At 37.1% G+C, this 22,444-nt stretch carries 20 protein-coding genes; 12 read left to right on the plus strand and 8 right to left on the minus strand.

Annotated elements, in window-relative coordinates; translation table 11 throughout:
- Positions 1 to 505 precede the first annotated feature (505 nt).
- From ABD005_RS12415 to ABD005_RS12455, 9 genes are all read left to right on the plus strand, one after another.
- Positions 506 to 2,434 carry an EAL domain-containing protein gene (locus ABD005_RS12415; protein ID WP_343817774.1) on the plus strand — a complete coding sequence of 643 codons (1,929 nt, stop codon included), beginning with the start codon at positions 506 to 508 and terminating at the stop codon, positions 2,432 to 2,434.
- 172 nt (positions 2,435 to 2,606) lie between these two features.
- Positions 2,607 to 3,188 (plus strand): electron transport complex subunit RsxA, encoded by a 582-nt coding sequence (rsxA, locus tag ABD005_RS12420; RefSeq protein WP_215979040.1) that lies wholly within the window; start codon positions 2,607 to 2,609, stop codon positions 3,186 to 3,188.
- A 1-nt stretch (position 3,189) separates the two neighbouring features.
- Positions 3,190 to 3,744: an electron transport complex subunit RsxB gene (rsxB, locus tag ABD005_RS12425; protein WP_215979039.1), complete on the plus strand. Its 555-nt coding sequence runs from the start codon at positions 3,190 to 3,192 to the stop codon at positions 3,742 to 3,744.
- Positions 3,745 to 3,753: 9 nt separating this feature from the next.
- Positions 3,754 to 6,081 (plus strand): electron transport complex subunit RsxC, encoded by a 2,328-nt coding sequence (gene rsxC, locus ABD005_RS12430; protein WP_343817776.1) that lies wholly within the window; start codon positions 3,754 to 3,756, stop codon positions 6,079 to 6,081.
- Between the two features lie 3 nt (positions 6,082 to 6,084).
- Entirely contained in the window at positions 6,085 to 7,140 is a 1,056-nt protein-coding gene (gene rsxD / locus ABD005_RS12435; RefSeq protein ID WP_343817778.1) for an electron transport complex subunit RsxD, read from the plus strand.
- A 7-nt stretch (positions 7,141 to 7,147) separates the two neighbouring features.
- On the plus strand, positions 7,148 to 7,897 hold the full coding sequence (rsxG, locus tag ABD005_RS12440) for an electron transport complex subunit RsxG (protein WP_343817779.1): 750 nt from the start codon (positions 7,148 to 7,150) through the stop codon (positions 7,895 to 7,897).
- A 94-nt stretch (positions 7,898 to 7,991) separates the two neighbouring features.
- Entirely contained in the window at positions 7,992 to 8,693 is a 702-nt protein-coding gene (locus tag ABD005_RS12445) for an electron transport complex subunit E (protein WP_343817915.1), read from the plus strand.
- Positions 8,694 to 8,740: 47 nt separating this feature from the next.
- A complete protein-coding gene (nth, locus tag ABD005_RS12450; protein WP_215979035.1) occupies positions 8,741 to 9,400 on the plus strand; it encodes an endonuclease III in 660 nt (219 codons plus the stop codon).
- Between the two features lie 5 nt (positions 9,401 to 9,405).
- On the plus strand, positions 9,406 to 9,855 hold the full coding sequence (locus ABD005_RS12455) for a GNAT family N-acetyltransferase (protein WP_343817781.1): 450 nt from the start codon (positions 9,406 to 9,408) through the stop codon (positions 9,853 to 9,855).
- Positions 9,856 to 9,933: 78 nt separating this feature from the next.
- Here ABD005_RS12455 and ABD005_RS12460 read toward each other — a convergent pair whose 3' ends face one another.
- From ABD005_RS12460 to ABD005_RS12495, 8 genes are all read right to left on the minus strand, one after another.
- Entirely contained in the window at positions 9,934 to 10,521 is a 588-nt protein-coding gene (locus ABD005_RS12460) for a cytochrome c3 family protein (RefSeq protein WP_215979033.1), read from the minus strand.
- An 8-nt stretch (positions 10,522 to 10,529) separates the two neighbouring features.
- The gene (locus tag ABD005_RS12465) at positions 10,530 to 11,033 is read right to left on the minus strand and encodes a nitrate reductase cytochrome c-type subunit (RefSeq protein ID WP_215979032.1); all 504 of its coding nucleotides are present in this window, start codon (positions 11,031 to 11,033) and stop codon (positions 10,530 to 10,532) included.
- 9 nt (positions 11,034 to 11,042) lie between these two features.
- Positions 11,043 to 13,541: a nitrate reductase catalytic subunit NapA gene (napA, locus tag ABD005_RS12470; RefSeq protein ID WP_343817783.1), complete on the minus strand. Its 2,499-nt coding sequence runs from the start codon at positions 13,539 to 13,541 to the stop codon at positions 11,043 to 11,045.
- A gap of 159 nt (positions 13,542 to 13,700) precedes the next feature.
- The gene (locus ABD005_RS12475) at positions 13,701 to 13,973 is read right to left on the minus strand and encodes a chaperone NapD (protein ID WP_343817785.1); all 273 of its coding nucleotides are present in this window, start codon (positions 13,971 to 13,973) and stop codon (positions 13,701 to 13,703) included.
- Positions 13,974 to 14,040: 67 nt separating this feature from the next.
- The gene (locus ABD005_RS12480; RefSeq protein WP_343817787.1) at positions 14,041 to 14,679 is read right to left on the minus strand and encodes a ferredoxin-type protein NapF; all 639 of its coding nucleotides are present in this window, start codon (positions 14,677 to 14,679) and stop codon (positions 14,041 to 14,043) included.
- Between the two features lie 3 nt (positions 14,680 to 14,682).
- Positions 14,683 to 14,844 carry a periplasmic nitrate reductase, NapE protein gene (napE, locus tag ABD005_RS12485; RefSeq protein WP_343817789.1) on the minus strand — a complete coding sequence of 54 codons (162 nt, stop codon included), beginning with the start codon at positions 14,842 to 14,844 and terminating at the stop codon, positions 14,683 to 14,685.
- Between the two features lie 384 nt (positions 14,845 to 15,228).
- Positions 15,229 to 15,963, minus strand: a complete 735-nt coding sequence (locus ABD005_RS12490) for a LytR/AlgR family response regulator transcription factor (protein ID WP_343817791.1) — start codon at positions 15,961 to 15,963, stop codon at positions 15,229 to 15,231.
- A gap of 13 nt (positions 15,964 to 15,976) precedes the next feature.
- Positions 15,977 to 17,725, minus strand: coding sequence for a histidine kinase (locus ABD005_RS12495; protein ID WP_343817792.1), 1,749 nt, complete (start codon positions 17,723 to 17,725; stop codon positions 15,977 to 15,979).
- Between the two features lie 154 nt (positions 17,726 to 17,879).
- Here ABD005_RS12495 and ABD005_RS12500 point away from each other — a divergent pair, with 154 nt between their 5' ends.
- The 3 genes from ABD005_RS12500 to ABD005_RS12510 all read left to right on the plus strand — a co-directional run bounded on the left by ABD005_RS12500 (position 17,880) and on the right by ABD005_RS12510 (position 22,377).
- On the plus strand, positions 17,880 to 19,748 hold the full coding sequence (locus tag ABD005_RS12500; RefSeq protein WP_343817794.1) for a serine hydrolase domain-containing protein: 1,869 nt from the start codon (positions 17,880 to 17,882) through the stop codon (positions 19,746 to 19,748).
- Positions 19,749 to 19,977: 229 nt separating this feature from the next.
- The gene (locus ABD005_RS12505; RefSeq protein ID WP_343817796.1) at positions 19,978 to 20,997 is read left to right on the plus strand and encodes a helix-turn-helix transcriptional regulator; all 1,020 of its coding nucleotides are present in this window, start codon (positions 19,978 to 19,980) and stop codon (positions 20,995 to 20,997) included.
- A gap of 108 nt (positions 20,998 to 21,105) precedes the next feature.
- Complete coding sequence (locus tag ABD005_RS12510) at positions 21,106 to 22,377, plus strand: serine hydrolase domain-containing protein (RefSeq protein ID WP_343817797.1); 1,272 nt, start codon at positions 21,106 to 21,108, stop codon at positions 22,375 to 22,377.
- The last annotated feature ends 67 nt before the right edge of the window (positions 22,378 to 22,444 follow it).

Here is a 22,444-nt window from a genome sequence, read left to right on the forward strand (position 1 = left end):
TGTAATTTGTTTAAATAGTATAAAATACAAACTAAATAAACAAAAAAACCCCAATTCGGGGCTTATTTCACTGTCAGCCCTAAAGTTACTAATTATAAAAATTATTAACTCTGGTTATTAATTGAGATATAAGCAAAACTATAACTATTACCTGTAACAAGTACTTTGTAATAACTACCCAGTGATGTTTTGCTAAAATTAATTTGGCATGATTATATATCTAAGCATATAGAAGTGCAAGCAGCTTAAGTTATATCGAGGAAGGTATTTAACCTGAAATGAAGGTTAAATTATGAAAAGCAATATTCATAAATTAATATCTATTTTACAATATGTTAGTATAGTTACTATAATGTGTATAAATTGCGTACTATTCAACTGTTTTATCGCGTATGTAGTTCTATGAGCAACCCTATTATTTATCATGGGGGATTCTAGGTAAGCGGTAGTTAAGTTATGCAAGTATAAATTTTGATAGTGTTTAAATGGAGCATTCAATTTCATCATGCATAAATTTTCTAGGTTACTAATTAATAACATCTTTTTAGCATTGGTTTTTCTCGGTACTGTTGCAGTTATCGCGTTTTACTTTTTGCCAACTTTTGTTAGTATTGACGATAAACAACAAGAACGTGTCATTCAAAATATTTCTCATGTGATGAGCCTTCAATTAAATGAAGAACAGCCTATTTCTATAGATTTTGCAAATGAACTTGGAAATTTATTAAGACAAACAACTCCCTTTTTATCCTTAAAGATTAAACATAAAAATACTGAACTTTTTTCATATAGTGATCCAAATAGCATAAAGAAAGCTACTATCTACATACCAAAAGAAAAGAATTTAACACTATTATTACAAAAACAAAGAGTTATTATTACTTATCAAATCAATAACCAAGAACAACTTACCTTATTAATAAATATTGCTATCGCTTTAACACTATTAACAGTTTCATTTGTTTTAATTAGTACTTGGCGCCAATATGTTATTCAAACCAAATTATTTAACATTATCAGCGACCAAATCAAGCATGACTTATCAACCTTAAATACTAATGATGCACTAACCACCGACACGAAAAATAATATTTTACTAAAAATACCAGCATTGCAGAAAGGCATCGCTGAAATAAAGTCATTAATGACCGCACAGTTACAAAACCATTCAATGTTAGAGACCAAAGCAAACCAAGATAGTTTAACGGGTTTGGATAATCGCAATATGTTTGTGCAATTCTATGAAGAGCAAGTGGTAAAAGAAAGCCCTGTTAAGTTTGGTGTATTACTTATTACCCGTTGTTCTGAATTACAAACAATTAACCAAGTACAAGGTTATAACGCAGGCGATGATTATATTAGCAAAGTAGCTAAAATCATGCAAAATGCCCTTGTTTCTCACTCATTAGGTAAGCTCTTTAGATTAAACAGCTCTGACTTTGCCACTATTCTACCTAATGAACAGCTTAAAGCAGCAGAAGAATACGCAACACTGCTCACAACCAAGTTTAATGAATACCAACAAATTAGCGATCTTGAATCTGTCGCTTTTACTGGCTTAGTGTTTTTTGATAAAAGTAAACCATTAGGCGAGCTCTTAGCGCTAGCAGATACGGGTGTTAGCGTTGCGCAAACACACCAAACAAACGCATGGTTCTCTCAAAAAGATTCGGGAATATTCACTAACGATAACACTAATCATGGCAATCAAAATTGGCGTCAGGAAATTGATAGTGTCATTGAAGGACAACGCATACGACTATTATTACAGCCAATACAACCTAGTGGTCGTAATAGTAAAGTCTATGGTGAAGTGTTAGCTCGTTTTCTTAATATACATGATGACATGTTACCCACCGCTTCTTTTATCGCTATGGCCGAAAAACTTGATAAAATCATTGCCGTTGATAAATTAATTATTGATACCGTAATATCAGAAATTATTGATAAAAACATGCTAGATCAGAGTTTTGGTATAAATATTAGCGCTCGTAGTATAAATGATGAGCATTTTATGATTTGGTTAGAGCGTAAATTATTACGTGAGCCACTGGCAGCTCCGCGTTTAGTGTTTGAAATAACGGAAGTGGGGTTACAGCAAAATATAAAAAATAGTAAACGTTTTGTCGATATGTTACACCGTGTTGGTTCTCGGGTAACTGTTGAGCGCTTTGGGTTAGGCATGACCTCATTTAAATTTTTTAGAGATTTAACCCCCGATTACATCAAAATGGATAGCTCTTATACCCATGATATTGACGATGATAAAAACAACCAATACTTTTTACGTTTAATGGTTGATTTAGCACATCGCTTAGGTATTAATGTTTTAGCTGAAAGTGTTGAGAGTCAAGAAGAAAAGCACACTTTAGAAAAACTATTTATTGATGGTTGCCAAGGTTTCTATGTTGGAAAACCAACGCCGTTAGAATAAATAATCATCAAAAAATAATAGGTTAAAATGTATTATTTATTTTAACCTATTTATCACAACAACATTACCTATAAAAAATATGAAAAGCCTTTACTTAGTGTGTTGTTAAATCAGTCATAACAAAGGATAATGTCGCCCATATTATTCACCAACTTAATGACCTTTGAAGTAAATGACTGATTATCTACTACTACTTGTTGGTACTGTACTTGTTAATAACTTTGTCTTGGTACAGTTTCTCGGCCTTTGTCCATTTATGGGTGTATCTTCACGCACCGAAACTGCTATCGGCATGTCATTTGCAACTATGTTCGTGATGACCATCGCCTCTTTATTAAGCTACTTGGTGACTGCCTATTTATTAATTCCGCTGAACTTAGAATACTTAACAACCATTAGTTTTATTTTAGTGATTGCCGTTGTCGTACAATTTACAGAAATGGTAGTACATAAAACCAGCGCAAACTTATACCGTTTATTAGGTATATTTTTACCCTTAATAACCACTAACTGTGCCGTATTAGGGGTTGCACTACTTAACCTAAGGTTACAACATAGCTTTTTTGAGTCTATTGTTTATGGTTTTGGCGCCGCAGCAGGCTTTTCTTTAGTTTTAGTTATGTTTTCAGCAATGCGTGAAAAATTAGCGAATGCCGATGTTCCTTCTCCTTTTAAAGGCGCGGCTATTGCAATGATTACTGCTGGTTTAATGTCACTCGCCTTTATGGGCTTTTCTGGTTTGGTAAAAATTTAACATGAGTATTCTTATCGCCATTGCTGTTGTTGGCGTTATAGCAGCATTATTCGGTGCACTTCTTGGTTTTGCCTCCATTCGTTTTAAAGTAGAAGCGGATCCTATTGTTGATCAACTCGACGCACTTTTACCACAAACACAATGTGGACAATGTGGTTACCCTGGTTGTAAACCCTATGCACAAGCAGTAGCTGATGGTGAAGCCATTAATAAGTGTGCTCCGGGTGGTGAAGATACCATTAAAAAAATTGCCGATTTAATGGGGGTTGAAGTACAACCGCTTGATGAAAGTCATGAGCAAGATAACCGCCCTAAAGTTGCCTTCATTATTGAAGAAGACTGTATTGGTTGTACTAAATGTATTCAAGCCTGCCCTGTTGATGCCATTATTGGCGCAGCCAAACAAATGCATACCATTATTATTGATGAGTGTACGGGTTGTGACTTATGTGTTGCTCCCTGCCCCGTAGATTGTATAGAAATGCGTGTTATCCCTGAGACGACGCAAAATTGGCAATGGGATATCAATAGTATCCCCGTCAAACAAATAGATTAGGAGATCAGCGTGCAATCTATTCTTGAACGAATCACCTCTGGAAAATTTTGGTCATTTCATGGCGGCATTCATCCACCTGAACAAAAAGCATTAACCGCAACTAAAGCCATTAGAACACTACCTTTACCAAAGCAGCTTATTGTGCCGTTACAGCAACATATTGGTGGTGAAGGTGATTTACTCGTTAACGTGGGTGACAAAGTGCTCAAAGGTCAACCTTTAACGTTAGCGTCTAATCCTATGGCATTGCCGATACATGCTCCAACCAGCGGTATAATCACGGCCATTAAAAAATCGGTTATTGCTCACCCTTCAGGCTTAAGTGAGCTGTGCTTATTTATCGATGTTGACGGTAAAGATACTTGGATAAAGCGTAATAAAAATCAAGATTACCAGCAGCTTTCCTCAAGTGAAATAATTAAAAAAATTGCTGATGCCGGCATTTCCGGTATGGGCGGTGCGGGCTTTCCTACGCACATAAAAACAAATTCAGCGGCTAATATTGATTTCCTCATTATTAATGGCGCTGAGTGTGAGCCTTATATAACAGCCGATGATTTATTGATGACTGAGCAGAGTCAGGCAATAGTTGATGGTATTAATATACTAAAACAAGTAATAGCTCCAAAAAACATCTTGATTGCCATTGAAGATAACAAACCAAACGCAATTAAAGCAATGGAGATAGCAACAAAGGGCTTAGCACATATTCATGTTTGTGTGGTACCAACCAAGTACCCTACAGGTGGCGAGAAGCAGTTAATAAAAGTATTAACTGGCAAAGAAGTACCTAGCGGTAGCCTCCCCATAAATTGCGGTATTATTATGCAAAATGTTGCCACTTGTTTTGCGATTAGCCAAGCGGTTATAAATGATACACCGCTAATTGAGCGTGTTGTTACCGTAACTGGACAAGCTTTAGATACGCCGCAAAATGCTTGGGTACTATTAGGCACTACCATTGACTTTTTGCTCAGTCAGTTTTCAGCACAACCATTAGAAAGCGGTAAACAACCGGTTATTATGGGCGGTCCTATGATGGGCTTTGGTGTATTGTCTGAGCAAGTACCTATTATTAAAACCAGTAATTGTATTTTAATTCCCAGCAAGCAGGAAATGCCTAGCGCATTTGACCGCCAAAGTAAGGAAGTTGAATGCATTCGCTGTGGCGAGTGTGCGGTAGTTTGCCCTAGTCAATTATTACCACAAGAGCTGCAATGGAGTGCCAAAGCAAAAGACTATCCGCAGTTAGAGAAGCTTAATTTACGTGACTGTATAGATTGTGGCGCTTGTGCTTATGTATGCCCAAGCCAAATTCCTTTAGTACAGTATTACCGTATAGCTAAAGCAGAAATACGTCAGCAGCAGATTCTTGATATTAAGGCTGAAAAAGCCAAAGTACGCTTTGAAGCAAGAAAGTTAAGACTTGAAAAAGAAAAAATAGCCCGAGAAGAAAAACAGAAAAAAGCTGCAGCGGCTCGAAAAGCGGCAATGAATAAAGCAACGCCAGAAGCTGCGAATGCTAAATCTGCTGTAGCTGCTGCTTTAGCACGTGTTAAAGCCAAAAAAGCAGGAACAACAACGGCCGCTGCTCCAGAGAGTAACAAAAGTGAAAACAACGTTGAAGATAATACGCAAAAATCGCAAGTTGCTGCCGCGATCGCCCGTGCTAAAGCCAAGCGAGAGCAGAAAAATCAAACGAATGACCGTGGCAATAATGCAAACACTACCGAGGATAAACCACCTCAAGACAGTGCGATTGAGTCAACCGCTGACAATACAAAAAGTGTTGCCTCAAAGCCTGATGATAAGAAAGCAAAGATTGCTGCTGCAATTGCCAAAGCAAAAGCGAAAAAAGAAGCTAAAAGTGCGCCATCAATAACTCAATCAACCGATGAAGCGTCAACAGAAGCACCGATCCCTGCTACTCAATCGGATAATAGTCAAGCAGACGATAAAAAAGCGAAAATAGCTGCAGCAATCGCTAAGGCAAAAGCGAAGAAATTAGCCAAGTCAACTCAAGCAAATCAATCTACTGATTTAGAAGTTACATCGGGGAATGCTGACGTTGACGCTAATAACACGACTTTAACTAAATCAGAAAAAAAAGCGGCAATAAAGCCGAGTCATGAGCCAAATATTAGCGACAACATCGGCTCAAGTAATACTGACCCAAGTAATACTGACTCCAGCAATAAGACTCAAAATCAAGCTGATGATAAGAAAGCAAAAATAGCCGCTGCGATTGCTAAAGCAAAAGCGAAAAAATTAGCTAAATCGGCTAACGAAAATACCAGTAACAACGCTAATAACAATACACAAAAAGAGTTAACATAATTTATGGCCTTTTGGATAGCAAGCTCGCCACATAACCACATTCAGAGCGAAACATCACAACTGATGCGACACGTTATTTATGCCGCAATTCCCGGCATTTTCGCTCAGTGGTACTTTTTTGGTTGGGGAAACTTAATACATATTGGTTTAGCAATACTTACCGCCTTGCTGTGTGAGTTTACTATTTTAGCGTTACGTAACAAGCCCATAGGCAAAGAGCTTTTTGACGGAAGTGCCATACTCACCGCAGTATTACTAGGTATATGCTTACCTGCTCTAGCGCCATGGTGGATTACCGTTATCGGTGTTATTTTTGCTATTGGTATTGCTAAACAACTATACGGTGGTTTGGGCCATAACCCTTTTAACCCTGCGATGACAGGTTATGTCGTTTTACTTATTTCATTTCCTCTTCAAATGACCACATGGCAACCGCCGTTAAGCTTACTTAATATTGAGCTTAATTTATCTAATACACTTTCCGCTATTTTCACAGGCTTTACCTTAGAGGGTTATTCAGTTGAGCAAATACGTACAGGTATTGATGGCATCACCATGGCAACGCCACTTGATACATTAAAAACCAACACAACGCTTGGTTTAACCGTTTATGAGAGCATGACAGCAAATGTATTTGGCGATAACTTTGCGCTAGGTTGGGAATGGATTAACGCTGGATTTTTCATCGGCGGTATTTACTTAATCATTAAAAAAATGATTCCTTGGCAAACGCCTGTCAGCTTTTTAGCAGGAATATTTATCTGTTCATTAGTTGCTTATAGCATCAACCCAGATAGTAGCCCATCAACAATGTTTCATTGGCTCTCGGGGGCCACGATGATTGGCGCATTTTTTATTCTGACTGATCCTGTAACTGGCGCAACCAGCATCAAAGGCCGTATTATTGTCGGCTTATTGGCTGGCTTACTCGTTTATTTAATTAGAACTTTTGGTGGTTACCCTGACGGCGTCGCCTTTGCTATTTTATTATGTAACATGGCTGCCCCTTTAATTGACCAATACACACGACCTCGCACCTATGGTCATACCAAAGGATAACGCTACTATGTCAAATAAAAAAACAAAAACTGTTTCAGCAACTACAGTAGCCGTGTCTAACAACAGCAAAATATTAGCGTTATTTGCTATTGCTTGTACGGGTCTAGTTGCGCTGGTAAATGAACTTACCCAAGATAAAATTAAAGCCCAAGAGCAACAGCAACTCCTTAATACACTACATGCGATTATCGAACCATCACGTTACGATAACGACATAGCAAACGACTGTATTAGCATAAGTTCACCTTTCCTAGGCACTAACGATGTCAAAACAGCATATGTTGCTCGCAAAAATAATAAAATTGTAGCCTTAGCAATGACCAGCACTGCGCCGAATGGCTATAACGGTAATATTGACTTTATTGTCGGTATTAATATTGATGCCACGATTAGCGGTGTTCGCATATTAAAACATCAAGAAACACCTGGACTAGGCGATAAAATAGAAATAGCCAAACATGACTGGATCACTAAATTTAATGGTAAAACCTTAATATCTGATGATGATAAGCGCTGGAGCGTCGTTAAAGACGGCGGTATGTTTGACCAATTTACTGGCGCAACAATTACACCACGAGCCGTAGTACATGGTATTAAAAATACGCTCAGCTACTTTAAAAATAATCAGCAGAGCTTACTGACGCAGCCAAATACCTGCAAACTAGCCTCACCATCAGGTAATATTGAAAAAACAAGTAACGTAGAAAACACTTCCCATGGCAATGCCCAAAATACAGAGGTGACTAATGAGCACTAAAACTCCCAACAATAATGCCTCTGCTCAAGCAATTAATGAAACCGCTATCAATGATGATACGGCTAATGCAAGTCAAAGTAGTGAAAAAAAAGCAATGCTTAATGCTGAATATAAAGAATTAGCTATTCAAGGCTTATGGAAAAACAACCCAGGCTTAGTCCAATTATTAGGCTTATGTCCTTTACTTGCCGTTACCGGCACAGTCGCTAATGCACTAGGTTTAGGGCTAGCAACACTATTAGTACTCATTTGCTCCAATGTAACCGTATCGGCTATACGTCACTGGGTACCAAAAGAAATACGTATTCCAATTTTTGTACTAATTATTGCTGCCTTTGTCACCTGTGTACAATTACTGATGAATGCATACACCTTCGGTCTTTACCAATCTTTAGGGATTTTTCTACCGCTCATTGTCACTAACTGCGCCATTATTGGTCGAGCAGAAGCCTACGCTTCTAAAAACCCCGTAAAACAAGCGGCTTTTGATGGCTTTATGATGGGTATTGGCTTTGCTTTAGTGTTGGTTGTTTTAGGGGCAATAAGGGAGATTTTAGGACAAGGAACATTATTTGATGGCGCGCATTTACTGTTAGGTGATTGGGCGAGTAGTTTGCGTATTGAAGTTATGCAGTTTGATAGCCAATTCTTACTCGCCATTTTACCTCCTGGGGCTTTTATTGCGATGGGCTTTTTAATTGCCATTAAAAATGCCATCGATGCAAAAATGAAAAAAGCGCAAGTTAATACCCATGATGGAACCATTGAACGAGTACGCGTTAATTTTGATTCTTAATGGTGATATAACTAACGCTAATTTAATAGAGAGCCAATAACAACATTATGAATAGAAATACCCGTGTAGAAATGCTAACTCGCTTGCGCGATGATAACCCAACACCAACAACAGAGCTGAACTTCAGCACTCCCTTTGAGTTATTGATTGCTGTACTACTTTCTGCACAAGCAACAGATGTTGGTGTTAATAAAGCAACAGACAAGCTCTACCCTGTTGCTAATACACCACAAGCCATTCTCGACTTAGGTTTAGATGGATTAAAGTCGTATATAAAAACGATAGGCTTATTTAACACCAAAGCGCAAAACACCATAAAAACCTGCCAAATGTTAGTCGACTTACACGGCGGTGAAGTACCTGAAAATAGAGCCGCTTTAGAAGCGCTTCCTGGCGTCGGCCGTAAAACCGCAAACGTAGTACTTAATACTGCCTTTGGTTGGCTCAAAGATAATGAAGGTAACTATTTTCTCGCTGTTGACACTCATATACAACGACTAGCTAATCGTACAGGTTATGCCAAAGGGAAAACCGTTGAGCAAACCGAACAAGCCATCATAAAAAACACCCCCAATAAAAAAGAATTTATGTTCAATTTACACCACTGGTTTATTTTACATGGTCGCTATACTTGTACGGCGCGTAAACCGAAATGTGGCTCGTGTATTATTGAAGATTTATGTGATTTCAAAGAGAAAACTGAATAGCACAAGTGAGCTACATTAACGATTTAAGCATTACCAAAGCGCTAAAGTCCGATAAAAAAGCGATATTACGCTTTTATAAATCCCAGCAGTACTCAGCACGGTTTATCGGATTGGATCAAGCTTACTTAATCAAAAGTGAAAATGTGATTATTGCTTGCGTTATTATTTCTCAATTAACACCTACCAATGAACAATACTTTTTACATGGCTTAGTTGTCGCTAAATCACATCAGCGCCAAGGTATTGCGCGTTTATTACTTCAACATGTACAGAATAGTCACCAACCATTGGTTTGCTTTACACAGCCAATACTAGCGCCCTTATATTTAAGCGAAAATATGATTCAAGTATCTGAAAAGTCGGTGGAATTAAAATTAAGCCCTGCTGTTTATACTCGTTACCAAACATATTTAAAAACGCAGTCTTGTTTAGTTGCTCTTGTATTAGGTTTATAACCCGAGTGTAGGCTAGTGAATAATGAGCAAAAAAAAACCTAACAGTGTTAGGTTTTTAATCATAATGTGAATGCTATTTTACCAGCCTTCGACGCCTTTCATATCAGGTAAATGATGCGCAATACCTTTATGGCAGTCAATACAAGTTTTTTCACCTGATGCTAGAGCACCTGAGTGTTGTACTGCTGCACGTTCACTTTGCTCGGTAAAATCCATATAATCAAAATTATGACAATTACGACACTCTAATGAGTCGTTGGCTTTTAAGCGCTCCCATTCGTTTTCAGCTAACCGTCTACGATGCACTAAAAACTTCTCTCGCGTATTAATAGTACCAAAAATAGCACCCCATACCTCTTTTGAAGCTTTCATTTTACGGGCTATTTTATCAGTCCAATTATGTGGAACATGACAATCAGGGCATGTTGCACGTACCCCAGAGCGATTGGTAAAGTGAATGGTCGTTTTGAGCTCTTCATAAACATTATTTTCCATTTCATGACAAGAGATACAAAACTCTTCCGTATTTGTCACTTCTAAAGCGGTGTTAAAACCACCCCAAAAAATAATACCTGCGATGAAGCCTCCAACTACTAAAGTACCTAAACTATAATAAGCGCTAGGTTTTTTTAAGGTGCGCCAACCAATTAGAAATAATTTTTTCATTAGTGCTCCTAATCTTTCTCAGCTGAAGTAACTTTATTTTTCATTAAACTATGCATATCAGTAAAAGTATTTTCAACTAACGGCTTAGCATCAACTTGCGTGACATGACATTGGTTACAGAAATAACGACGTGGCGACACCTCAGCTAAGAAGTTACCGTCGCGATCCATATAATGAGTAACACTTACCATAGGTGCTTGTGATTTTTCAGTGCGATGACGTGAGTGACACGACATACACTTATTACTATTTGTATTCACCTCATAACTGCGCGTTGTATGAGGAATAACCGGCGGTTGCATAGGATAGTTACGAGTTTGTTTTATATCCTTGTTCATCACTTGAGGTATTGTATTGGGTGTTTTTTGTTCATCAACCTTAGTGTGATCTCGTAATGTTGCCACAGTATTTATTGTATCTTTATCTGCACTTATCGCTGTGCTTACATAAAATAACGGCGCCAAAGTCATTATTAATAAACTACTCATGGTTATTAAGTTAAATTTTTTCATAACAGACTCCTACACTTTCACAATTTTAATAGCACATTTTTTGAAATCCGTTTGTTTCGATAACGGGTCGGTAGCATCTAAAGTAACTTTATTTACTAAACGGCTAGCATCAAACCAAGGCATATATACTAAGCCTTTAGGCGGTTTATTACGGCCACGCGTTTCAACACGAGTTTGCACTTCACCGCGGCGAGAAATTAATTTCACTAAATCTCCTCGGCGCATATTACGTGCTTTAGCATCATCAGGGTGCATATAAACCAAAGCATCAGGCATTGCTTTATAAAGCTCAGGAACACGCTGTGTCATTGAGCCAGAGTGCCAATGCTCTAATACACGGCCTGTAGATAACCATAAGTCGTATTCTTCATCTGGAGATTCAGCTGGTGGCTCATAAGGTAGAGCAAAAATAACCGCGCGACCGTCTTTGTGACCATAAAAATCCCAACCACTGCCCGCTTTAGCGTATGGATCTGTACCCTCTTTAAAGCGCCATTGTGTTTCTTTACCATCGACAACAGGCCAACGTAAGCCGCGCTCCTGATGATATCTGTCATACGGCGCTAAATCGTGAGCATGACCTCGACCAAAGCTAGCGTACTCTTCAAATAAACCTTTTTGAATATAAAAACCAAATTCACGTGATTCATGGTTTAATCTATCTTCTGGGATTTCATCTAATGAAAATTTACCAACAGATGATTCTTTGTAAAGCACATCAAATAATGTTTTACCTCGTACTTCTGGTTTTTTAGCAATTAACTCTTCTGACCAAACCTCTTCAATATTGAAGCGTTTTGAAAATTCAACTAACTGCCATAAATCAGACTTAGCCCCTTCTGGCGCTTCTACCATTTGATACCAAGATTGTGTTCGACGTTCGGCATTACCATAAACCCCTTCTTTTTCTACCCACATAGCGGCCGGTAAAATCAAATCTGCCGCTTGTGCTGTTACCGTTGGGTATGGATCAGAAACAACTATAAAGTTTTTCGGGTTACGATAACCAGGATAGCCTTCTTCGTTAATATTAGCTGCTGCTTGCATATTGTTATTACATTGCACCCAATAGAAATTTAACTTGCCATCTTTCAACATACGATTTTGCAGTGCCGCATGATAACCTGGTTTAGCAGGCACAGTGCCTTCAGGTAGGTTCCAAATTTTTTCAGCGGTTGCACGGTGCTTAGGGTTTGCTACAACCATATCAGCTGGTAAACGGTGAGAGAATGTACCAACTTCACGTGCGGTACCACAAGCTGAAGGCTGACCCGTTAATGAAAATGGACTGTTACCTGGCGTGGATATTTTTCCTGTTAACAAGTGAATGTTATAAACTAAGTTATTAGCCCACACTCCACGAGTATGTTGGTTAAAGCCCATCGTCCAAAATGATGTTACTTTAATTTTAGGGTCTGCATAGAGCTCAGCAAGCGCTTTCAATTTATGCTCAGGAACCCCTGATAACTTAGCCGTATATTCTGCGGTATAGGTGCTAACAAATTTCGCGTATTCATCAAAACTAATCGATGTTGAGCTGCCCGCAGTTTTACCATTGTTTTTAGCTTTTTGCTCTAAAGGGTGCTCAGGTCGTAAACCATAACCAATATCAGTTTCACCTAACTTAAAGTTAGTGTGTTTATTCACAAAATCTTTATTTACACGACCGGTTTCAATAATATAATTGGCAATATAATTTAAAATAGCTAAATCGGTTTGCGGCGTAAATACCATACCATTATCAGCTAAATCAAAGCTACGATGTTCAAAAGTCGATAAAACGGCCACTTTTACATGTGGTGCACTTAAACGACGATCGGTTAAACGAGTCCATAAAATAGGGTGCATTTCTGCCATATTAGAACCCCATAATACAAATGCATCTGCCGCCTCTAAATCATCGTAGCATCCCATAGGCTCATCAATACCAAAGGTACGCATAAAGCCGCCAACCGCTGATGCCATACAGTGGCGTGCATTTGGGTCAATATTATTTGTTCTAAAGCCGGCCTTCATTAACTTAACCGCAGCATAGCCTTCTTGCACTGTCCACTGCCCAGACCCAAACATACCTAATGCTTCAGGACCGTTTTTTTGTAAAGCGTCTTTGGCTTTTTCAGCCATAACATTAAATGCTTGATCCCAAGTAATGGGTGTAAACTCACCTTCTTTATCGTATTTCCCATTAGTCATACGTAATAAAGGTGTGGTAAGTCTATCTTTCCCATACATTATTTTAGAAAGAAAGTAGCCCTTAACACAGTTAAGGCCTTTATTCACGGGCGACTTGATATCACCGTGAGTCGCAACAACCTTGCCATCCATTACACCGACATTAACGCTACAACCAGTACCACAAAAACGACACGGGGCTTTGTCCCATTTCAGCTTAGTAAGGTCTGAACTGGTAATGAAATTTGATGCCATCGCAGGTACAGATACACCTGCGACAGCCGCCGCCGCGGCAACGGCATTAGCTTTAATAAATTCTCGGCGATTAATGGTCATTGGGTCACCTTTCCTTTTGCTCTTCGATTCAACTTAATGGTTTTAGCTTGATAAATTTTCAAGCCACTATTATTTTTATAAATTATTGACGCTTACAGTTAAGTTCACAGTAGTATTAACGTTAAATTTAATCCTAGTTTATGCCTTTACCAGTATTTTTTATTGACCCTCATCAAGAACTTGATGATAAACAGGAGATAAATTAATTAACCCTTGATGTATTCTTAATTGGTCCATTCTTTTACCGATAGTTTTATGGCTATCTCCTTCTAAAGTTAGGACAATTTTTCCTTCCACACTGGTTGCATGAATTTCAGCCCCTTCAATAGCATTAATGGCTTGGGTTACTTCGCCTATTTGATCTTGCATACAATAAGCAACTAAGCTTGCAACATGATATTCATCGGTGGGCGTATTTATATTGTCTGTCATATTCCCTCTTCGTCTTAATTCACTGTGTTTATAATATTCAGTACACAGTATGTGTTCTGTATGAAAATCATACGTTAAAGTCCAACACCAATGACTCTTGTGGACAGCTTGAGATACAAGCACCACACTGAGTACAATCAGTTTCATTAATAGTTGGCTCTGGAATACTTGAATTGAGATAAACAAACTTTATGGCGTTAGGCTCACATTCATCACGGCAGCTTTGACAATAAATATTGTTTTTAGCTAAACATTTATTGGTTATCTTTAATGTTGCTGGCCAAGGTTTATCTCTGTGCGGTTCAATAGCAGTACTTGCTATTTGTGGATCATGAATACGAGTGACCAAAGGGTTTATATGCTGTGGCTGGCTATTATGTTGTACAGGTAAACTCTCTTGCTGAGCAAAGCTACTAACAAATAATGGCTGTTGGCAATGAGTTATGCACAAATCACAAAAAGTACATTCGCCTAATGTAAAATCAACTTTAGGAAAGCCAAATTCATCTTTAACAATAATGTTTGTTTCGCACCCATCAATGCAATCGCCACATTGAGTGCAACTCTCTGTAAAGGCTTTATCATTAATAGCCCAAGGTAGCCGTAATACTGACTCGGTTTTTACACGCCCTTTAAATAAACGACGCCGAGCGGGATCAACCAAACGTTCAGGCTTATCTGACTTGTTTCTTTTAAAAGAGAACAACGATTATGTGCTCGGAGGACCTAAGAATATTTGAGAGATCCACACCGCAAAGCCAAAGCCTGCGACAATAATAACGGATAAAATAGGGGCTAAAAATACCGCTAAAAAGATAAAGGTATTTCGTTCATGTTTTTGCTGTTGCTCAGGTGATATTGCTTTATTCATAATGGCTCTCGACTGTTTATGATTAAATAAGCTATATGTCTAACCCTAACGCGGTTAGCTTCTTTGTTTATTGATATAAATCAAAGTAAACAAAATAACCTTATTTTTAAAATACAATACTTAGTATGAATTTAGTCAAATTAAAAAGTTAAATCAAATAGTTTTATATCATTGATAGCTATGAAGGTTATCTGAGAGTTATCGCGACGAGAATGCAATATTATAGTTGGCCTATTCAAAAAATGAGCAATAATGAGTAAATCTGTTTTTAATGAGTTACGACATCACCTATTTGAGTTTTATACATCGTTATCGCATCTTCCTGTCACCCGTTACACTTACATATTCTGCCTTGCCTAAACACCAAACAAGTTATTGTAAAAGTCATTTCGCAAGGTCACAGCCCTTAGTACTCCCTATTTTGGCTCTTAGCTGTTTAAGTCGTGTACGTCCAACGGGAAGCCTCTCACCTGATAAAAGTTGAACATAATATTTACTACCTTCCTCACTGATTAATGATTGAATATTTACTAATGGCAGTGCAAATGAGCGATGTATTCTTATAAAATCTGTATTGAACAGCATTAATATTTTATCAAGGTTTTTATCATGACAAATACTGTGCCCTAGGCTGCTTTCTGAGGCCTTGGTTACAACATTGCTATAATGACCATCAGCCTTAATATATAAAATTTCTGCCACTGGTAGCAATTTAACCTTCCCTAAATACTTATAAGTTAAATATTTACAGGCACCGTTGAATTGTTGTTGATAACGATTAACCGCTTTTTGAATTCTTACTTGTGTAAATGGTTTTGCTACAAAGTCAAGCACCCCTATATCAAAAGCTTCAATTGCTCTATCGCTATTTGCAGAAACTATAATCGTATGAAAGCTCTCACATAATTTTTGTTTTAATAACTCAAAACCATCTCTTCCTTGTAGGTTTAGATCCAAAAATAAAAGATCAATAATATGCTCTGCTAAATAATCATGAGCATCATCTAAGTTTGTAAGGGTATGTAACTCAATCTTTTGCCCATTAAAGGCATGCTCAATAAAGCGCTTTAATCTCTTAGCAACCATAAATTCATCTTCAACCATCAATATTTTTTTCATTGACTATCCTTACTTACTTCGTGATAAAAAAAGAATCATCATCGATAATAAGTGGGATTGTTATGGTCGTCACCCATTGCTTATTATCAAAGTTCTCCTTCATACTCCATTCATTCATAAAGCTCTCATCGAGCCTAGCTGCAATGTATTTATAACCTATACCTGCGCCTATACTAGTTGTTTTATTTATAACTAGTGCACTCTGTTTTATTTGTTTATTGACTGGGGCTTTAAAAGTTAAGCATTGTATTTTATCTATGACCTTTTGCTCCAAAATAAACACGGTAAGAGGTTGTTGGTAACGATTGTGCGAAATTGAGTTCTCAATAAGAGTTAAAATAACGCCTGGCGGAATTAGGGCATTTAAATTGCTAACTTGTATATTTAGCGCGTATTCAGCATTTGCACGATACCCCATTACTTTTAGGTGAGATTGACATAAATTTATTTCACCCTGTAATTGTATGATTCTTTTTGTTGATAATTGAGCCATAACCCTAAATTCATCAGCTAACGCATGAACAAATTTGACAGCCGTAGATGGTGACTCCTCTATCCACTCTTCAACTGCAGTTAATGTGTTTAAAATAAAATGCGGTTGTAGGTTGCGCTTTACTAACTCTAACTCTAATCGACTGGCATTGGTTTTACTTTTCTCTAGTAGCTTTGTATTTAAACTCATAGTTTGAGCTAATGTGTAAAGCATCAAAAAGATAAGTCCTGAAAAGGAAAGAAAAAAGTACTGGTCCATATACGAATAACTATTAATAAAAATAGGTGCAATGAATACCCCTAACCCAATCATCATTAATTTTGCATTCGCCTGTTGAGTTAAAAAAGCCTGCAGGCAGATCCCTCCAGCGCTAATTACACCCACTAAGAAAATGTATAGGCTTCTATTGTCATAGCCTGAAATCGTTATTAATAAAATGCATTGTGAGAGAGTGATAGTTATAAGCCATGATATACGATGCTTTTGAGGTAACTTAAAAAAACAGGCAAAAAAGCACGTGAAGAGAAATGATGTTAAGCATGAGAGAAATAAAACTGTGCGCAAACGGGGAATTTGCCAGTCGTAAGTATAGGGAAAAATTCCCCGCCAAGATTCAGCAAAAATAAGTAATAAAATACTTATACAAAGCATGCTAAACAATAAATAGCTAGGCTCCCTATTACTAGTAATAAAAATATTTAAAGAATATAAAGCAATTAAAAATAACGCGCTGGTCATAATCAATGGCAAACTCGATTTTTGAAATGGTAATTGTATTAAATGGTCATATTGAGCAATAACAGTGGTAAATGAGACATAAGCTTGATCAGCCGGAGCATGTTGATTTGAAATTCGTAAACTGAGGGTGTGCACCCCTTTACCACTATGCTCATCAGGCAAGAGTATTATTGTATCAATGATACCTGCAATTTCAGAGTCTCGCGAGCCACTAACACGACCATTTTCCTCTATTAAGACACCATCCCAATACGCTTCAAATGATCCTAAAATACTCACATATAAGCCAAGAGGCCGCTGGTACCGTTTTTCAAAATTAAAGTCTACCTGTACCCAACGAATATTTCTCGAATTCTTGATTCCATTGAAGGTATTTTTTTGCCATCCTGTTCGACTTTTAAGTGGCACTGAGTAACTAAAATTGTCATCTTCTATTAAGTAATAATTTTTACTTGAAATAATATCTGGCTTTTGTGCACAAGCAGAAAAGCTAACAAGTAGTAATATAAGTATAAATAGATTTTTTGACAAAATATCCCCTCTTTTATATTTAGCTATCTTAACAATAAAAAGCATCAGAGGAAGAGGCGTTCAGGAGTTATACGAGCAGTTGATGCATTAACAAAAATTTTAAGCCTTTGATTAAGCCACAATAACGTTAAATTTATGGACAGGGGTATTAAATATGACTATTAATCAATTTATAGTTTCTACATGTAAGCTATTTGTGATCGCAAGTTGCTCGATTGTTACATCAATTGTTATTGCTAATGATGCAATAAAAGAACCTAAACAAGCAAATAATAACGATGCAAAACAGTTAAGCAATTATACATCGCCTCAAGGCGAATCACTCAGTTACCAAGCGTTTATTGACGCATATAAAATTCCAGGATTAAGCTTTGCTGTAGTGGATGGTTACCAACTTGTGTATTCAGCAGTCGCGGGCGTTAAAGATACACAGAGTAAACAAAAGATAGATAAAGAAACAGCATTTTCAACTGCATCAATTGCAAAACCAGTAACAGCAACGATTGTAGCCATGCTCGCAGAGCAAGGTAGACTGAGTTTAGACACCCCTGTTAATCATTACTTAAAGCGTTGGAAATTACCCGACTCTCCTTTTTCGGTACCTAACAAAATAACTATACGACAATTATTAGCCCATACTTCTGGGATGAGCCAAGGTGGCTATGCCGACTTTCATTTAGGAGACGATATACCAACAATTATAGAAGTACTTAACGGTAAAAAATTACCACGCTATAGAAGCCCTATTACTGGGCTGTTTTCTCCTGATAGTGATTGGCAGTACAGCGGTGGTGGTTACGTAATAATACAAGTAGCCATAGAAGATATCACCGGAAAATCACTACAAGAACTTGCTCAAACAATGCTATTCACTCCTTTAGGCATGATTAATACAACAATGTATCAAAATGGTAACAAGCAGTTTTTAACCAATATTGCCAAGGTTCATGATCGTAATCAACAAGTTATTCGAGATGGTATTCCTATTTGCCCACAGATCGCGCCTTCGGGTTTATGGAGTACGCCTGAAGACATGGCTAAATTCACCATTGAATATCAAAAAGCATTGGCAGGTGAGGAAACAATGGTTATTTCAAGGTTTGTTGCAACTATTACAACTCAAACCCATACACTAAAAAAAGTGGGTGGATGGTCACCAGGCTGGATGCGATTTGAAGGTAATGGTAATTTACAATGGTTCTCTCATGGTGGCTCTAATACTGGGACCGGTGGGCACATTATGTCGACAATGCAAGGTGGGAAAGGCATTCATATTTTTATGAATGCAACAACTGAGCATAGAGCTCCTGCGATTGAAGCGCTCGTTAATGCTACGATCAAAAGCATGGGTTGGGATAAAGCGTTAAAGGCAACTGAGATGCCTTCAGACGAACTTTTAAAAAATATTGCAGGGCGGTATTTATCCCCATTTGATCAAATAGTGGAGGTGAGATTTGTACCATCAAATAATAGCGGTAAAGTACTATATATCGATAATGCGCAAAAAAACAAAAATACTGTAATGTATTACCAAGGAAATGGTCATTTTTCTTTAGACAACAACCCCAATTTGATAAGCTTTGAAATGCACCCTGTATCTAAAAAATCTTACTTAGTATTAAACAGTATCGAAAGTGGTTTAAAGGAGTATGCAATGCGTAAGCTTAATGAAGGTGAACTCCTTCCTTTTGAAGTGGCCGCAAGCGCAGGTTTTACCAAAACAATCGATGCATATAAGAAGTGGAAAATAAACTTCCCTAATTCAAGATTTTTGTCTGCTAATACTTTAAATAATGCTGGATATAATGCATTAGGTAACAAAGATTTTAACGTAGCATTAAACTTCTTTAAAGTGTATGCCTATTTTCACCCCAATGATGCAAATGCATTTGACAGTCTAGCTGAAGCTTACATGCTAAATGGTGAAAAAAATAATGCCCTTGTAAATTATCAACAATCTCTACTATTAAACCCAAATAATCTAAATGCAGAGAAAATGCTCAAAAAACTCAACTCAAAATAATAATTACAGTAAGTGTTTAAATTAACGTAGTGGCAGTACACAATGTGTATTGTCATTACGTTAATTGAGTTCAATTGTTAGTTAAAAGGAAGTATATATAAAGATGCTGAGTGTTCATATTATTCTTATTTCAATTGGTATTGTCCAAGCTCTTGTTTTAACTATTGCTATGCTTAGTAAGAAAAATGAAGCTAACAGCACACACAAGTGGTTAGTAGCGCTATGTTTATTGCTTGCAATTAGTTTAACTGAGGGTGCTATTGATATCGCTGGGCTAGATCAACAATTCGCTCATTTATCTCTTCTTATTTTACCTATCAACGGGCTATTTCTGCCTTTATATTACGCTTATATTTCTGACATGGTAGGTAGCAAGCTGAAAGGCTCTTTACTTTTACACTTTTCCCCTTCGTTACTTATCTTACTAATGATACTACCCGTTGCATTATTCAATAGCAGTACTATTATCGAGCTATTTAATGGCGACATACAAGGAACATATTTTGATATTTGGATACCAATTATACTATTCTCATTGCTGGCAATAGCAATTGCTCAAGCGAGTTATTATATTCCTACCTGCTTTAAGTTGTTATCAAACTACAGAATTCTTATTGGCGAACAGCTATCATTTAATGAAAAGGTATCATTAACATGGTTAAAAGTGATGACAAGCGCTCTTGCTATTATTTGGTGTATGTTAATAATAATCCTTTTAACTGGTGAGTTATTTTCAGAGCATTTACTCATCGCCTTACATGTAATTAGCGCACTCCTTATCATTAGCTTAAATATTTTTGGTTTACAGCAAGTAAATATATTTAAAAAACTAAGAATCGATACACATAAACTGACCAATAAAAAAACACACATGTCGGAAAAAGAAAAATATCAACACTCTTCTCTTGATCAAGCATTAGCAGAAAAGTTATGCCAATCTACTTTAACCTTTATGGAAAAAGAAAAGCCGTTCTTGAATAATCAACTATCCCTAACTAGCTTGGCTAATTCACTAGACATACCTCCTCACTATCTATCTCAAGTAATCAACCAAATTACGAAAAGAAACTTCTTTGAGTTTATTAATGGTTATCGTGTGGCCTTTGCGAAAGAACTTTTACTAAATTCAAATGATACTGTTTTAAAAGTTGCTATGGACTCTGGGTTTAATTCGAAAACCACTTTCTACAAAGTATTCAAAAAAGACGTTTTAATGTCACCATCTGAATATAGGCAAGCCAACAAATAAATTAAAAACAGTTTATTTTTGTACTTATACCGTCCCATCCTATCGGGACGGAAGAGAACATGTCCTTTTTGTTTAAATATTAAGTTTTTATAAATACAAGGGCAAAAAATGAATTGCACAAAAGTACTTTCACTACTATTTTTTATTTTTTCACTGGCACTTATTACTGCTTGTGATGATGATAAAATTACTCTTTTTCTAAATGGTATCGCAGAAAAAAAACTTGATGACGTCTATCAGGCAGCATCATATGATCCTGATATTATCAACCTTGCCATGAGTGTTGAAAGCCCAAAACAGAATTTTTCGTGGAATAAGGCAGGTGGTATTGCTTATCCAAACTATCGTGAAGAAATGACTATAAAAACTCCATTTCGTATCGCCAGTATAGGTAAAACATTTACCGCGACGTTAATAATGAAAATGGTTGAAGCTGGTAGTGTTTCGCTTTCAACACCTATTAGCGATATCCTCGCGGATGATGATATGCCAGCTCACTTTACATTGAATGAATTACATCAAATAGACGGGGCTTCAAATGGCGAATCTTTAACAATTAATCAATTGTTAAATCATACCAGTGGCTTACGGGATTATATTGCTGACAAACCAAATAATGATACTCTATCTAATTCACTGGCCGCTCGACAAATTTTAGATCTAACAGAGATCCTGCCATCTGGTATCGCCCAGAAGTCATGGACAAGTTCGAGTATTCTTGAGTATTTCTTTTCAAGTGATATGAGTCAATACGCAATGAATGCCCCAGGGGAAAGCTATCATTATTCTGACACTAACTATGTGTTGCTAGGTCTAATTATAGAAAAAATATCAGGAATGAGTTTAGCTGATAATTACCAAGTTGAAATTTTTTCTCAATCACAAATGAACAGTGCTTACTTAGAGTGGCATGAAGCAGCTAAAGGAAAAGGACCTGCACATCACTACGCAAATTTAGCACCTTACGGTATCAATGAAAATTTAGATATTATTGCAAGCGGCTTTAATACTTCTTTTGACTGGGGCGGCGGAGGAATAGTATCGAATATTGAAGAGTTAAACTCCTACGTTAGCAGTTTATTTAATAATAAGTTATTTCAAGACTCTGATACTCTTAAAAAAATGCAGCAATCAATCGATGTTAAAGATCAGTATTTTTCTTACGGATTAGGTCTGAAGAAAAAAGAATATCAACTTGCACATAAAACGGTTGTTGTTTATGGTCATGATGGGGCTTGGGGAGGTGGAATGTATTACATTCCCGCAACAGGTACTAGTATTGTATTCACCTTAAATCAAACGGCCCCACAAAAGAAAGATTGGCTACTAGAGATACTACGGGGGTTAGATAAAGCCTTTTTATTCACTGCCATTAAGTAGATGGTTTAACCGTTGAGTATTTGATTTTTAGACACATGAAGTTTATAAAACCATGTAACTGCCTGTT

The sequence above is a fragment of the Colwellia asteriadis genome (assembly GCF_039523295.1).
Lineage (GTDB): Bacteria > Pseudomonadota > Gammaproteobacteria > Enterobacterales > Alteromonadaceae > Colwellia > Colwellia asteriadis.